At 71.5% G+C, this 13,990-nt stretch carries 9 protein-coding genes; 5 read left to right on the top strand and 4 right to left on the bottom strand.

Features of this window, described 5'->3' with window-relative positions; all coding sequences use genetic code 11:
* Positions 1-240 precede the first annotated feature (240 nt).
* A complete protein-coding gene (locus ABT158_RS28355) occupies positions 241-1,149 on the top strand; it encodes a chorismate mutase (protein ID WP_352358405.1) in 909 nt (302 codons plus the stop codon).
* Positions 1,150-1,193: 44 nt separating this feature from the next.
* Here the strand turns inward: ABT158_RS28355 and ABT158_RS28350 are convergent, their stop codons facing one another.
* Together ABT158_RS28350 and ABT158_RS28345 are read right to left on the bottom strand one after the other, a co-directional pair.
* Positions 1,194-2,306, bottom strand: a complete 1,113-nt coding sequence (locus ABT158_RS28350; protein ID WP_352358403.1) for an SGNH/GDSL hydrolase family protein — start codon at positions 2,304-2,306, stop codon at positions 1,194-1,196.
* Between the two features lie 285 nt (positions 2,307-2,591).
* Positions 2,592-3,956 carry an amino acid permease gene (locus ABT158_RS28345; RefSeq protein WP_352358401.1) on the bottom strand — a complete coding sequence of 455 codons (1,365 nt, stop codon included), beginning with the start codon at positions 3,954-3,956 and terminating at the stop codon, positions 2,592-2,594.
* A gap of 169 nt (positions 3,957-4,125) precedes the next feature.
* On the opposite strand from ABT158_RS28345, the gene dnaE reads away from it, so the two are divergent.
* Positions 4,126-7,653: a DNA polymerase III subunit alpha gene (gene dnaE / locus ABT158_RS28340; RefSeq protein WP_352358399.1), complete on the top strand. Its 3,528-nt coding sequence runs from the start codon at positions 4,126-4,128 to the stop codon at positions 7,651-7,653.
* 130 nt (positions 7,654-7,783) lie between these two features.
* Positions 7,784-9,154 (top strand): amidase, encoded by a 1,371-nt coding sequence (locus tag ABT158_RS28335; RefSeq protein ID WP_352358397.1) that lies wholly within the window; start codon positions 7,784-7,786, stop codon positions 9,152-9,154.
* Here the strand turns inward: ABT158_RS28335 and ABT158_RS28330 are convergent.
* Positions 9,151-9,663 carry a hypothetical protein gene (locus ABT158_RS28330; RefSeq protein WP_352358395.1) on the bottom strand — a complete coding sequence of 171 codons (513 nt, stop codon included), beginning with the start codon at positions 9,661-9,663 and terminating at the stop codon, positions 9,151-9,153. The two genes, ABT158_RS28335 and ABT158_RS28330, sit on opposite strands and share 4 nt — an antisense overlap.
* A gap of 63 nt (positions 9,664-9,726) precedes the next feature.
* Here ABT158_RS28330 and murA point away from each other — a divergent pair, with 63 nt between their 5' ends.
* Positions 9,727-11,037, top strand: a complete 1,311-nt coding sequence (gene murA / locus ABT158_RS28325; protein ID WP_352358393.1) for a UDP-N-acetylglucosamine 1-carboxyvinyltransferase — start codon at positions 9,727-9,729, stop codon at positions 11,035-11,037.
* 25 nt (positions 11,038-11,062) lie between these two features.
* Complete coding sequence (locus ABT158_RS28320; RefSeq protein ID WP_352358391.1) at positions 11,063-13,315, top strand: transglycosylase domain-containing protein; 2,253 nt, start codon at positions 11,063-11,065, stop codon at positions 13,313-13,315.
* 16 nt (positions 13,316-13,331) lie between these two features.
* On the opposite strand, the gene ybaK is transcribed toward ABT158_RS28320, so the two are convergent.
* The gene (gene ybaK / locus ABT158_RS28315) at positions 13,332-13,787 is read right to left on the bottom strand and encodes a Cys-tRNA(Pro) deacylase (RefSeq protein WP_352358461.1); all 456 of its coding nucleotides are present in this window, start codon (positions 13,785-13,787) and stop codon (positions 13,332-13,334) included.
* Positions 13,788-13,990: the final 203 nt, after the last annotated feature.

Below are 13,990 nucleotides of genomic sequence, written 5' to 3'. Positions count from 1 at the left end.
GAGGGATCATCGGCGACTCGCCGGAAGGTCAGTCCGCCATATGAGAAGGAACGTCCAGCAGGTGGAGGCGGGTGTAAGGTTTCAGACATGACTTGTCGCTACACCTTTACCGAGCCGGCTCCGGGAGGGCCGGTCGTCAGCTAGCGACCACCTGGAGTCGGCACAAGGCAGAGACGCCCCGTCTCTGCCTTTTTGGTTTTCCTGCCGGCTTCGCTGGGCCGGCCCGAGTGGGGAGTCGAGATGACATCGACCTTGGAGCGGCACATGGTGACGATCGGCGGGCTGCGCGTGGGGCACGGCCCGGCCGTGGTGATCGGCGGGCGGGTGAGCCTGCGCCCGCATCGGGGGCAGGTCGACGCACGTGAGGCGCTGGGGGAGCGGGCCACGCTGGTGGAGCCGTACTCGGCGGCCGACCTGCCGGCGATCGCGGCGCTGGCCGACGCCGTGGTGGTGGGGGCCACGTGGACGCGCGACATCCCGCTGGTGCGGGCCGCGGCCGGGCTCGGGCTGCCGGTGGTGGTCGAGCGGCGGCCGTCGGCGTCGGTGGAGGAATGGGTGGGCCTGGCCGGCTACTGCGCGGCCGAGGGGAACGACCAGGTGGTCCTGTGCGAGGGGGGCCGGCTCGACCTCGGGGTGCTGCGGGCGGCGCGGGCCGCGTCGGGGCGTCCGGTGCTGGCCGACGTCTCGCGCGACCCGGGGCTGGCGGCGGCGGCCGTGGCGGCGGGCGCCGACGGCCTCGTGGTCGCCGGTCCCGGTGGCACTGGCGGCACTGGCGGCTCCGGTGGCTCGGGCGCGTCCGGGCGGGCGGACGAGGCTGCGGACGTGCGGGCGGCCGAGGAGGCCGTGACGCTGGTCGGCGCGTTGTTGCGGCCCGAGTCGCCGGCCACGCTGGCCGAGTGCCGGGAGGCGATCGACCGGGTCGACGCGGCGCTGGCCACCCTCCTGGAGCGGCGCGCCGCCCTGGCGGGCGTCGTGCAGCGGCTCAAGCCGGTGGGCGGGTTCGCGGGGCGCGACCTGGCGCGGGAGCGGGCGCTGGTGGCGCGGATGGCGACGCGGGCGCCCCAGCTGGGCGAGGAGCGGCTGGCGGCGGTGATGAACGCCGTCATCGAGGCGGGCCTCCACCTGGCCGAGGAACGCGCCCGCCGCTGAGCCACGCCTGAGCCGTGGGCAGGCCACCCGCCCGCTCGCGGCGCTCAGGGGGTGGTGAGGCGGTAGTTGTGCAGCGGGCGGCCGGGGCCGGTGGCGATCTGCTGGTTGATCAGCTCGGCGAAGCGGCGGTAGCCGTCGCCGGTGGGGTGGAAGCTGCGGGCGTTGACGGTCAGCGGGTCCATGTCCACGGCCAGGCTGTTGAGGTACGGCTGCGGCGTGCCGGCCTCGTGGCCCGTGAACGCCTCGTAGGCGTCGACGTACTCGACGCTGCCGGGGGCGCCGAGGCCGGCCAGGCCGCGGTCGTGCTCGGCCGTGACGGCGCCCACCGTGTCGTTGAGCTTGCGCGTGACGGAGTTGAGCCACCGCTGGTCGGCCACGCTCAGGTTGTCGACCGTGCGGACGGGCGAGGCGGGGAACGGCCTGGGATAGCCGAGGACGATGACCCGGGCCCCCGGCGCGCGGGCGCGCAGCTCGCCGAGCACCCTGGTCAGGCTGGGCCGCAGCTCGGCGATGCGCCGGGCGACGGCGGCGTCCTGGTTGACGCAGGCCGACGACCAGGGCAGCTTGACGATGCACCCGGTCAGGACGTCGGTGAACCCGGCGTCGTTGCCGCCGATGCTCAGCGTCACCAGGCTGGCCGACGGGCCGACCCGGGCGATCTGGGGTTGCTGGCCGTACTGGCCGGACAGGAGCTGGCGGGTGGTGGCGCCGCTGCAGGCGTAGAAGGCGCTGCCCCCGGTGAACGGGTGGGCCTTCGCCACCAGCGGGACGTACGAGCCGTGGGCGCGATGGCAGCGGTCGGCGCCGTCGTTGACCGGGCCGGCGTCCTGCTCGTAGACGCCCTCGCCGGAGGAGTAGGAGTCGCCGAGCGCGACGTACGTGCCGCTCAGCGCGGCCTGGACGGGCGTCAGCCGGGTCAGCCGCGGCAGGTGGCCGCGCGGCTCCTGCAGCGGCCCCGACGGGCAGCCTGGGGAGAGCACGGCGCAGGCGAGCTTCGGGTAGACGCCCAGCGGCACGCCGATCAGCGCGAGCGCGGCACCCACCGCCGCGGCCGCCGCCGCGACCCGCCACACCCGCCGCCACAGCCGCTTCGCCCCGACCCCGACCCATGCCGAGGGCTCGACGGCGGGCACGCTGGACGGCCCGGTGGCAGACACGGCGGTGAGCCCGGGGGCAGACACAGCGGTGGGCCCTGTGACGGGCTCAGCGGCGGGCCCGGGGGCAGACCCGGTGGCGGGCCCGCGGGCGGACACAGCGGTGGGCCCGGTAGCGGGCCCGGGGGCGGACACGGTGAGGGGCACGGTGGCGGGCTCGGGCCCGGTGGTGTCCGGTGGCTCGGTGGCGGGGGCGGCGGTCGCCGCCCGGCCGAGCGCGGGATCGAGTGTGTCGTCCAGCTTGTCCAGTGTGGCCTCCCCCGAGCGGCGACTCCTGCCCCGACGAGACTAACCCGCCTCCCGCGCGGCCTCCCGCGTCCGGCGGCGGCGGCGTACCATCAGCCAGCCGAGCGCGATGCCCGCGACCAGGGCCGGGATGAGGAAGAAGGCCACCCGCTGATCGCGGTCGGCGAACGGCATCAGCAGGATCACCAGCGCCAGGAAGCCGAGCGTCAGCCAATTGGTGTACGGCGAGCCCGGCATCGGGAACGCCGACCGGTGCCCGGTGGCGCGCAGCCGGGTCTGGCAGTAGACCAGCACCCCCCACGTGGTGATCACCCCCAGCGAGGCGACCGCCGTGGCGATGTTGAAGGCGCGCTCGGGCAGGTAGTAGAACAGCGCCACGCCGCCGAGGAACATGGCCGCGGTGAACACGATCCCGCCGATCGGCACGTGCCGGGAGCTGAGCGTGGCGGCGAAGGCGGGGGCCTCCGCCTTGGTGGCCATCGACCGCAGGATGCGCCCGGTGGCGTACAGGCCCGAGTTGCAGGACGAGAGCGCGGCCGTGATCACCACGAGGTTCATCGCGTCGGCCGCCCAGGGCACCCCGAGCCCGGCGAAGAACGTGACGAACGGCGAGGTGCCGGCGCTGTAGGACGTCCAGGGCAGGACCATCGCCAGCAGCAGCACCGAGCCCACGTAGAAGATCGCGATGCGCCAGATCACGCCGTTGATCGCCCGCGGCATGACCTCGTGCGGCCGGGCGGTCTCGCCGGCGGTGATGCCGACCAGCTCGATCGAGGCGTAGGCGAACACCACCGACTGCAGGCTCATCAGCACCAGCGGGAAGCCGGTGGGGAAGAAGCCGCCGTGCGCGACCAGGTTGCGCGGCCCGGCCTCGCCGACGGCGAAGACCACCAGCACCAGCGCGACCACCAGGAAGATCACGATGGCCAGCACCTTCAGCATCGCGAACCAGAACTCCAGCTCGCCGAACAGGCGGACCGACAGCAGGTTGACCACCAGCACGAACCCCAGCGCGAGCAGCGCGGTCAGCCACTGGGGGAAGCCGCCGGCCCAGTAGTGGACGTACGCGGCGATGGCGGTCAGTTCGGCGATGCCGGTGAAGGCCCAGTTGACCCAGTACATCCAGCCGCTGGCGAAGGCCGCCCACGGGCCGATGAACTCGCCGGCGTACTCGACGAAGGAGCCCGAGGCCGGGCGGTAGAGCACCAGCTCGCCGAGCGCTCGCATGACGAAGAAGGCGGCCAGCCCGGCGGTGGCGTAGGAGAGCACGAGCGCGGGGCCGGTGGCGGCCAGGCGGCCGCCCGCGCCGAGGAAGAGGCCGACCCCGATCGCGCCGCCGATCGCGATCATCTGGATCTGGCGGTTGCCCAGCGCGTGGCTGTACCCCTCGTCGGACTGCGTGCGCACCCGGTGTCTCCTTCATTACTTTGCGTGAGGGAGACGATATCGAGGCCGGTGGCCGCGACGCTTCCGGCGCGCCGGTCCCGTGGGGCGCGCGAGGCGGCTCCGGGATGTCGGTCCGGCCCACTAGAGTCGGAGCGCACCATCGCATCCAGACCCGGGGAGGCGCCGCTCCATGTCGTCCAGCGACTCGTTCGTCCATCTGCATGTGCACACCGAATACTCCATGCTCGACGGGGCCGCCCGGCTCAAGCAGATGTTCAAACAGGTCGGCGACCTGGGCATGCCCGCCATCGCGATCACCGACCACGGCAACATGCACGGCGCGTACGACTTCTACCGGCAGGCCACGGGCGCCGGCATCAAGCCGATCATCGGCATCGAGGCCTACGTCGCGCCGGAGCTGCGGCACAACAAGAAGCCCGTGCTGTGGGGCGAGCCGCACCAGAAGAAGGACGACGTCTCGGCGGGTGGCTACTACACCCACATGACGATCTGGGCGCGCAACAAGACCGGCCTGCACAACCTGATGAAGCTCAGCTCGCGCGCCTACACCGAGGGCTTCGTGCGCAAGTGGGCCCGCATGGACGCCGAGATCCTGGCCGAGCACGCCGACGGCCTGATGGCCACCACCGGCTGCCCGTCGGGCGAGGTGCAGACAAGGCTGCGGCTCGGTCAGTACGACGAGGCGCTCAAGGCCGCCGCGAAATATCAGGAAATCTTCGGCAAGGACAACTTCTTCCTGGAGATCATGGACCACGGCCTCGACATCGAGCGCCGGGTCCGCGACGGCCTGACCCGCATCAGCAAAGAGCTCGCCATCCCGCCGCTGGTGACCAACGACTCCCACTACACCTACGAGTCCGACGCCGCCTCCCACGACGCCCTCCTGTGCATCCAGACCGGCAAGCAGCTGTCCGACCCCGACCGCTTCCGCTTCGACGGCTCCGGCTACTACATCAAGACCGCCGACGAGATGCGCGCCGTCGACTCCTCCGACCTGTGGGCCGAGGGCTGCCGCAACACGCTCCTGGTGGCCGAGAAGGTCGATCCGTCCGGGTTCTTCGAGTTCAAGAACCTCATGCCCACCTACCCGATCCCCGACGGCATGACGGAGAGCGAGTTCTTCCGCAAGACCGTCTGGGAGGGCATGGACCGCCGCTGGCCCGAGGGCTACGACGACGAGCACAAGCGGCAGGCCGAGTACGAGATCGGCATCATCGAGCAGATGGGCTTCCCGAGCTACTTCCTCGTGGTCGCCGACTTCATCATGTGGGCCAAGCAGAACGGCATCCCGGTCGGCCCGGGGCGTGGCTCGGCGGCCGGCTCGCTGGTGGCGTACGCGATGGGCATCACCGACCTCGACCCGCTCCCGCACGGCCTGATCTTCGAGCGCTTCCTCAACCCCGACCGCGTCTCCATGCCCGACGTCGACATCGACTTCGACGAGCGCAGGCGCGGCGACGTGATCCGCTACGTGACCGAGAAGTGGGGCGCCGACAAGGTCGCCATGATCGCCACGTTCGGCACCATCAAGGCGAAGGCCGCCATCAAGGACGCCGGTCGCGTCCTGGGCTATCCCTACGCGCTGGGCGACAAGGTGTCCAAGGCGTTCCCGCCGGCCGTGATGGGCAAGGACATCCCGCTGGCGGGCATCTTCGACAAGGACCACCCGCGCTACAACGAGGCCGGCGAGCTGCGCCGGCTCTACGAGGAAGACGTCGACGTCAAGGCGACGATGGACCTCGGCAAGGGCCTGGAGGGCCTGATCAGGCAGACGGGCGTGCACGCCGCCGGCGTGATCATGTCCCGCGAGGTGATCACCGACCACATCCCGATCATGCGCCGCGACTCCGACGGCGCGATCATCACGCAGTTCGACTACCCGACCTGCGAGACGCTCGGCCTGCTGAAGATGGACTTCCTGGGCCTGCGCAACCTCACGATCATCGACGACTGCCTGAAGATGATCGAGTCCACCACCGGCGAGCAGATCGACCTGCTGAAGCTGCCGCTCGACGACCGCAAGACGTACGAGCTGCTGGGCAGGGGCGACACGCTGGGCGTGTTCCAGCTCGATGGCGGCGGCATGCGCTCGCTGCTGCGGCTGATGAAGCCCGACAACTTCGAGGACATCTCGGCCGTCGGCGCCCTCTACCGTCCCGGCCCGATGGGCGCCAACTCCCACACCAACTACGCCCTGCGCAAGAACGGCCAGCAGGAGATCACCCCGATCCATCCCGAGTTCAAGGAGTCGCTGGGCGAGATCCTCGACACGACCTACGGCCTGATCGTCTATCAGGAGCAGGTCATGGCCATCGCGCAGAAGGTCGCCGGGTTCTCGCTCGGCAAAGCCGACCTGCTGCGCCGGGCGATGGGCAAGAAGAAGAAAGCCGAGCTGGACAAACAGTTCGAGTCCTTCGAAAGCGGCATGAAGGAGAACGGCTACTCCGCCGAGGCCGTCAAGACGCTCTGGGACATCCTGCTGCCCTTCTCCGACTACGCCTTCAACAAGGCCCACTCGGCGGCCTACGGCCTGGTCTCCTACTGGACGGCCTTCCTCAAGGCCAACCACCCGGCCGCCTACATGGCGGCGCTGCTGTCGAGCGTCAAGGACGACAAGGACAAGTCGGCCCTCTACCTCAACGAGTGCCGCCGCATGGGCATCAAGGTGTTCCCGCCCGACGTCAACGACTCCGACTTCGACTTCACCCCGCGCGGCACCGACATCCGCTTCGGCCTGTCGGCGGTGCGCAACGTCGGCGGCAACGTCGTCGACGGCATCATCTCGGCGCGCAAGTCCAAGGGCCGCTTCGCCGACTTCAAGGACTTCCTGCGCAAGGTGCCCGCGATCGTGTGCAACAAGCGCGTGATCGAGTCGCTGGTCAAGGCCGGCGCCTTCGACTCGCTCGGCCACGTGCGCAAGGGCCTGGTCATGGTGCACGAGCAGGCCGTCGACGCGATCATCGACATCAAGAAGAACGAGGCCATCGGCCAGGACTCCCTGTTCGGCGCGATCGACGGCGGCGAGGACCAGACCTTCGACGTGCAGATCCCGCCCGGGGAGTGGGACAAGAACACGCTGCTGCAGTTCGAGCGGGAGATGCTCGGCCTCTACGTCTCCGACCACCCGCTGTTCGGCGTGGAGCACATCCTGGCCGCGGGGGCCGACTGCTCGATCGCCGCCGTCCAGGACGAGAGCCGGGCCGACGGGCAGGTCGTGACGCTGGGCGGCATCCTGAGCGGGGTGCAGCGCAAGGTCACCAAGAAGGGTGACACGTGGGTGCTCACCCAGCTCGAGGACCTTGAAGGCGCGATCGAGGTGATGATCTTCCCGTCGGCGTACCAGCTGTGCTCGACGATCCTGGCCGAGGACGCGATCGTCTTCGTCAAGGGGCGCATCGACAAGCGGGAGGACGTCGCGAAGGTCATCGCCATGGAGGTGACCGCGCCCGACCTGACCCAGGAGGCGGGCGGGCCGCTGCTGGTGAGCCTGCCGCTGACCCGGTGCACGCCGCCGGTGGTCGGGCGGCTGAAGGAGATCCTCACCACGCATCCGGGCACCTCGGAGGTGCATCTCCAGGTGCACAACGGGCCGAAGACGACCGTCATGCGGGTCGACGACCGCCTGCGGGTGTCGCCGTCACCGGCGCTGATGGGCGACCTCAAGCAACTCCTCGGCCCGGCCTGCCTGGGCGCCTGACCGCGCCGGGGCTCCCCGGTTCGGCCCGCCTCGGCGCCGGCCCGGCTTGTGGGCGGGTGCCAAGGCGGGCGGGGGAGGTGGGCAAAGGTCGCCGTCGTGTCCCGGCGCGCGGGTGGGGCAGGATCGCAGGGTGAGCGAACTGCACTACCTGACCGCGACCGAGATGGCCCGCCTGATCAGGGCCGGGCAGGTGAGCGCCGTCGAGCTGCTCCAGGCCCACCTCGACCGCATCGAGCAGGTCAACCCCCAGGTCAACGCCATCGTGACGTTGGTGGCCGAGCGGGCGCTGGAGGCGGCCAGGGCGGCCGACGCGGCCGAGCCCGAGGGGCCGCTGCACGGCGTCCCGGTCGCCCACAAGGACCTGGTGGACACCGCGGGCATCCGCACCACGTACGGTTCGCCGCTGTTCGCGCGGAACGTCCCCGACAAGGACGACCTGATCGTGCGCCGCCTGCGGGCCGCGGGGGCGATCACGATCGGCAAGACCAACACGCCGGAGTTCGGCACCGGCTCGCACACCGTCAACGAGGTCTTCGGCGCCACCAGGAACCCCTACGACCTGGCCAGGTCGGCCGGCGGCAGCAGCGGCGGGGCCGCGGCGGCCCTGGCCACCGGCATGGTCCCGCTGGCCGACGGCTCCGACATGGGCGGCTCGCTGCGCAACCCGGCGTCGTTCTGCAACGTCGTGGGCCTGCGCCCCACGCCGGGGCGCGTCCCCGACCCCTCCGACACGGCCGCCTGGTACACGCTGGCGGTGCCGGGGCCGATGGCGCGCACGGTCGACGATCTCACGCTGATGCTCGGGGCCGTCGCCGGGTTCGACGCCCGCTCGCCGTTCGCGATCAAGGAGGAGTTCGCGCCCGAGCCCGAGCAGGGCGTGCGCGGGCTGCGGGTGGCGTGGAGCCCCGACCTGGGCGGGCTGCCGGTCGACCCGCGCACGGCCGCGGTGACCGCGACGGCGCCGGCCGTGTTCGAGGAGCTGGGGGCGCACGTGGAGCAGGTCGCGCTCGACCTGTCCGACGCCGAGGACGCCTTCCGGATCTACCGCGCCTGGTACTACGCCCTGTCCTTCGGCGACCTGACCGGCCTCGGCCCCAACACCAGCTGGAACGTCGAGCGCGGCCGCACGGTCACCGGCGCCGACCTGGCCCGCGCCGAACGGCTGCGCAGCGGCCTCTACCAGCGCATGGCCGGCTTCTTCGACACCTACGACGTGCTGCTCGCGCCGGTCAGCCAGGTGCCGCCGTTCCCGGTGGAGCAGCCGCACGTGAGCGAGATCAACGGCGAGCAGCTGCCCGACTACCTGGCCTGGATGCGCTCGGCGTACTGGATCAGCGTGCTGCACGCGCCGGCGGCCTCGGTGCCGGCCGGGTTCACGCCCGAGGGGCTGCCGGTCGGGGTGCAGATCGTCGGGCGGCCGTTCGCCGACGCCAGGGTGCTGCGCGTGGCCCGCGCGTTCGAGCAGGCCACCGGCCACGGCCTGCGCCGCCCGCCGGTCTAGGGCTCGATGCCGTACGGGTGCCGCAACGGCGACTCGCGGTAGCCGTGCATGCCTTCCAGGAGGCCGAACAGGCCGACCGCGAGCAGCGGCCAGGCCACCAGCACCCCCTCGGCGGTCAGCTTCAGCGCCCCGGGGACGATCCGCACCCCGGGCTCGGCCGCGGCCTCCACCACCACCGCGCCGATCGTGAACGTGGACCCGGCCCACAACGTGAGGAAGCTGCCCGCCACCCCGCCCGCGCACAGCCCGAGCAGCACCGCCAGCATCCAGCGCCGCCCGGCGAACCACGCCAGACCGCCGCAGAGCAGCCCCAGCGCGCCCGTGATCACCGCGAACCAGCCGTCGGCCGCGATCAGCGCCTGCGTGGTGAGGTCGGCCAGCACCAGGCCGTGCTCGGTCACCTGGTAGGGAGCCCGCGGCGAGATCGCGGACCAGCTCAGCCCGGCGGCGACCCCGAGAGTGGCGAGTATGAGGACAGTTACCGCAAAAGCGCGTACTTCCCTCGTCACGCCATTCCCCCTCACAACTGCATCCGAACCAGCTCGATGGTATCTCCCGGTTAGGCTCGCTTCGTGATTGCAGAAGAGGTCTGGTTGATCGAGCCCTCCGGCCCCCTCCGCGGGGACGTCGTCGTACGGGGCTCCAAGAACGGTGTGTCCAAGCACATGGTCGCCGCCATGATGGGCAACGGCGAGAGCAGCATCCACAACGCCCCCGACGTGGGCGAGGTGGGCATCACCGCGGCGATGCTGGAGGCGCTCGGCATCCACGTCGAGATCGCCGGTCCCGAGATCCGCATCGAGCGCGGGGCGGAGATCAGGCCGCGGGTGCCCGACGCGTTCACCGGGCTCAACCGCATCCCCATCCTCATGCTCGGGCCGTTGCTGCACCTGGCGGGGGAGGCGTTCGTGCCGCTGGTCGGCGGCGACCCGATCGGGCGGCGGCCGGTGAACTTCCACGTGGAGGCGTTGCGCTCGATGGGGGCCGAGGTGGAGGTGGGCGACACCGGCATCTCGGCCAAGGCCAAACGGCTCAACGGGGCCCGGCTCGAACTGCCGTACCCCAGCGTGGGGGCGACGGAGACGATCCTCATGTCGGCGGTGCTGGCCGAGGGCAAGACCGTGCTGAAGAACGCCGCCATGGAGCCCGAGGTGGTGGAGCTGGCGCTGTTCCTGCAGCGCATGGGCGCCCGGATCGAGCTGTCGCCGGACCGCCGGATCGTCATCGAGGGCGTCGACCACCTGCGCGGCGCCTCCACCTGGCTGGCCGGCGACCGCATCGAGGCGTTCTCCTACCTGGCGGCCGGGCTGATCACCGGGGGAGAGGTGCGCGTGCACGGCTGCCCCCAGGACCGCCTGGTCACCGCGATCACCACGCTGGCCAGGATGGGCGCCCGGTTCGACATCAACGACGAGTACCTGTGCGCCACCGCCCCGCCCGAGGGGCTGCGCTCGGCGGCCGTGCAGACCGACACCCACCCCGGCTTCATGACCGACTGGCAGACGCCGCTCATGGTGCTGTTCACGCAGAGCCAGGGTATGTCGGTGCTGCACGAGACGGTCTTCGAGAACCGCCTGGTCTACGTGCCCGCGCTGCAGCGGATGGGCTGCGAGATCGAGGTGTTCGACCAGTGCCTGGGCGGGCCGGCCTGCCGCTACCACGACACCAACGCCCGGCACTCGGCCGTGGTGCGCGGCGTCTCCAAGCTCAGGGGCGCCGACGTGACGCTGCCCGACATCAGGGCCGGGTTCTCGGCCGTGCTGGCCGCGGCGGTGGCCGACGGGACGTCCACGCTGCGCGGCGTGCACCACATCGAGCGGGGCTACCACCGGCCGTACGAGCAGTTCGCCTCGCTTGGTCTGAACATCCGAAGAGAACGGTAAAGACCGAGGAAGTGGGCGTTTGCCGATGATCTGCTGGTTGCAGATCATCTGCGTGACCGTACTCAGATCCATCGGTGGCCTCGCCATGGCGGGGGCGCTCGGCGGGGTGCTGGCGGCGGCACTGGCCGTTCCCGTGGTGAGCGGCGGCGGCCTGGCCGCCAAGAACGTCGCCGACACCTTCGTCGACCTGCCGCCCGCGCCCCGCGAGGAGCCCCTGGCGCAGGTGACCAGGCTGCTGGACAAGGACGGCAGGCAGTTCGCCCAGTTCTACGAGGCCAACAGGACGGCCGTGCCGCTCGGGGCCGTGGCGCCCCTGATGCGCAAGGCCATCGTGGCCATCGAGGACGCCCGCTTCTACGAGCACGGCGGCCTCGACGTCCGGGGCACGTTGCGGGCGCTGCTCACCAACACGCAGGCGGGCGGCATCCGGCAGGGCGGCTCGTCGCTGACGCAGCAGCTCGTCAAGAACATCCTGGTCGAGAGCGCTCGCACCGATGCGGAACGGGACAAGGCGCGCGCCCCCAACCTGGCCCGCAAGATCACCGAACTGCGGTACGCGATGGCCCTGGAACACAAGTACCGCAAGGACGAGATCCTTGAGCGCTACCTCAACATCGCCTACTTCGGCGCCGGCGCCCACGGCGTGGAGGCGGCGGCCCGGCGCTTCTTCTCCACCACCGCCTCCAAGCTGACGCTGACCCAGGCGGCCACGCTGGCGGGGGCGGTGCGGATGCCGTACTCGACCGACCCCTCGCTCGGCCGCGCGCACGAGGCGCGGCTGAAGGAGCGGCGCGACCTCGTGCTGGACCGGATGGCCGGGCTCAAGCTGATCACGCAGGCCCAGGCGAGCGCCGCCAAGAGCACGCCGCTGGCGTTGCGGCTGAAGCCCGAGCCGGGCGGCTGCGGGCAGAGCGCGTACCCCTACTACTGCCTGTACGTCCAGAACGAGATGTTGTCGAACCCGGCGTTCGGCAACACCCCGGCCGAGCGGCGGGCCAGGATGGCGAGGGGCGGCCTGGTGATCAGGACCGGCCTCGACCCGGTCGCGCAGCGCGCGGCCGAGCGCGCGATCCGGCGGCACGTCGCGCCGGAGGACACCGAGGTCGCCGCGGAGGCCATGGTCGAGCCCGGCACCGGCCGGATCAGGGCGATGGCGGCCAGCAAGGAGTTCGGCCGCAACCGCGGCAACAAGAAGAACGGCCCGAGGACCACCTTCAACCTGCCCGCCGACGTGGCGCACGGCGGCGGCCAGGGCTTCCAGGCGGGCTCGACGTTCAAGGTCTTCACCCTGGCCACGGCGTTGCAGCAGGGCTGGCGGTTCGGCGACGGCTTCCAGACGCCGGGGGAGCTGGTGCCCGCGCAGGGCTACCGCAACTGCGCCGGCCGGCCGGTCAACGACCCCGGCACGCGCATACTCAACGCCAGCGGCGAGGGCTCGGGCGGCCCGCACAGCATCGAGACCGGCACCTGGAAGTCGGTGAACATCTTCTACATGATGCTGGAGCGCAAGGTCGGGCTCTGCAACGTGGTCAAGACGGCCAGGGCCCTCGGGGCGGTGCGGGCCGACGGCCGGCCGCTGCGCGAGGTGCCGACGTTCACGCTGGGCGTCAACGAGATGGACCCGGTGACGGTCGCGGGGGCCTTCGCCACGTTCGCGGCGCGCGGCTTGCACTGCCGGCCGCTGGCGATCGTGGAGATCACCGACCGGAGCGGCCGGCGCGCGCACGTGCCGCCGTCCTGCGAGCAGGTCATGGAACGGCCGGTCGCCGACGCCGTCAATCACGTGCTGTCCGGGGTGTTCGACAAGGGCACCATGCAGGGGCAGAGCATCGGCCGCCCGGCCGCCGGCAAGACCGGCACCAACAACGGCTACACCTCGGCCTGGTTCGCCGGGTACACGCCGGACCTGGCGGCGGCGGTGAGCCTCGGCGACATCCGGGGCTCCTACCGCTACCCGCTGCAGGGCGTGCAGATCGGCGACCAGTACTACGGCGCCGTGCAGGGGGCGTCGCTGCCCGGCCCGATCTGGGTCGAGTCGATGCAGCAGGCCCTGGACCACACCGAGCCGAGGGGCTTCCCCGGGCCGGACATGGGCCGGTTCGGCGGCGGGTTCACGCCCGGCCTGAAGGAGGCCGAGGCGCTGGAGGAGGACAAGAAGAAGAACAAGCGGCAGGGCGAGCGCGCGTTCTTCCGGCACCACCGGCGGCTGTTCGAGTGGCTGCTCGGGCAGGGCCCGCCCGACCCGTCGTTCCGCCGGCCGCGCCACCGCTCCCGGTAGCCGTCCGGCGGGAGGCTCAGCCCGCCTTGCCGATGGGGGCGGTGGCCGCGCGGGTGAGGGTGATCAGCTTGTCGGGGGCGGTCTCGATCTGGAGCCCCCGCCGGCCGGCCGAGAAGTAGATCGTCTCGTGGTCGAGCGCCGAGGAGTCGACCACGGTGGGCAGCTGCTTGCGCTGGCCGAGCGGGCTGATGCCGCCCACCACGTAGCCGGTCACCCGCTCGACCTTGGCCGCGTCGGCCATGGCGGCCCGCTTGCCGCCCAGCGCCGAGGCCAGGGCCTTGAGGTCGAGCTTGCCCGACACCGGCACGACCGCCACCACCAGGCCGCTCTCGGTCTCGGCGACCAGCGTCTTGAAGATGCGGTCGTAGGGCACGCCGAGCGCGTCGGCGGCCTCTTCGCCGTAGGCCTGGGCGTTCGGGTCGTGGTCGTAGGGGTGGAGCGTGAAGTCGGCCTTGGCCTTGGTCAGCGCCATGGTGGCCGGGGTGCCGCCGCCCTTGCCTTTCGTTTTGCTCACGTCTGACAAGTGTAGCGAATCTACAATGTAAAGGCGCGGCCCCGCCGGCGTCCGCCCGGCTGATGTCGTCCGGGCGCGGTGGCCGAGGCCGCCTCGCTCAGGACGGCGCTGACCTGCCTGATCGCCTTCCCGATGCTGGCCTGGCTGCTGGCGCGGACGCT

The organism is Nonomuraea sp. NPDC001636 (assembly GCF_040298265.1).
In the GTDB taxonomy this organism is placed as follows: Bacteria; Actinomycetota; Actinomycetes; order Streptosporangiales; family Streptosporangiaceae; genus Nonomuraea.
This window is presented reverse-complemented; position numbering and strand designations above follow the sequence as displayed.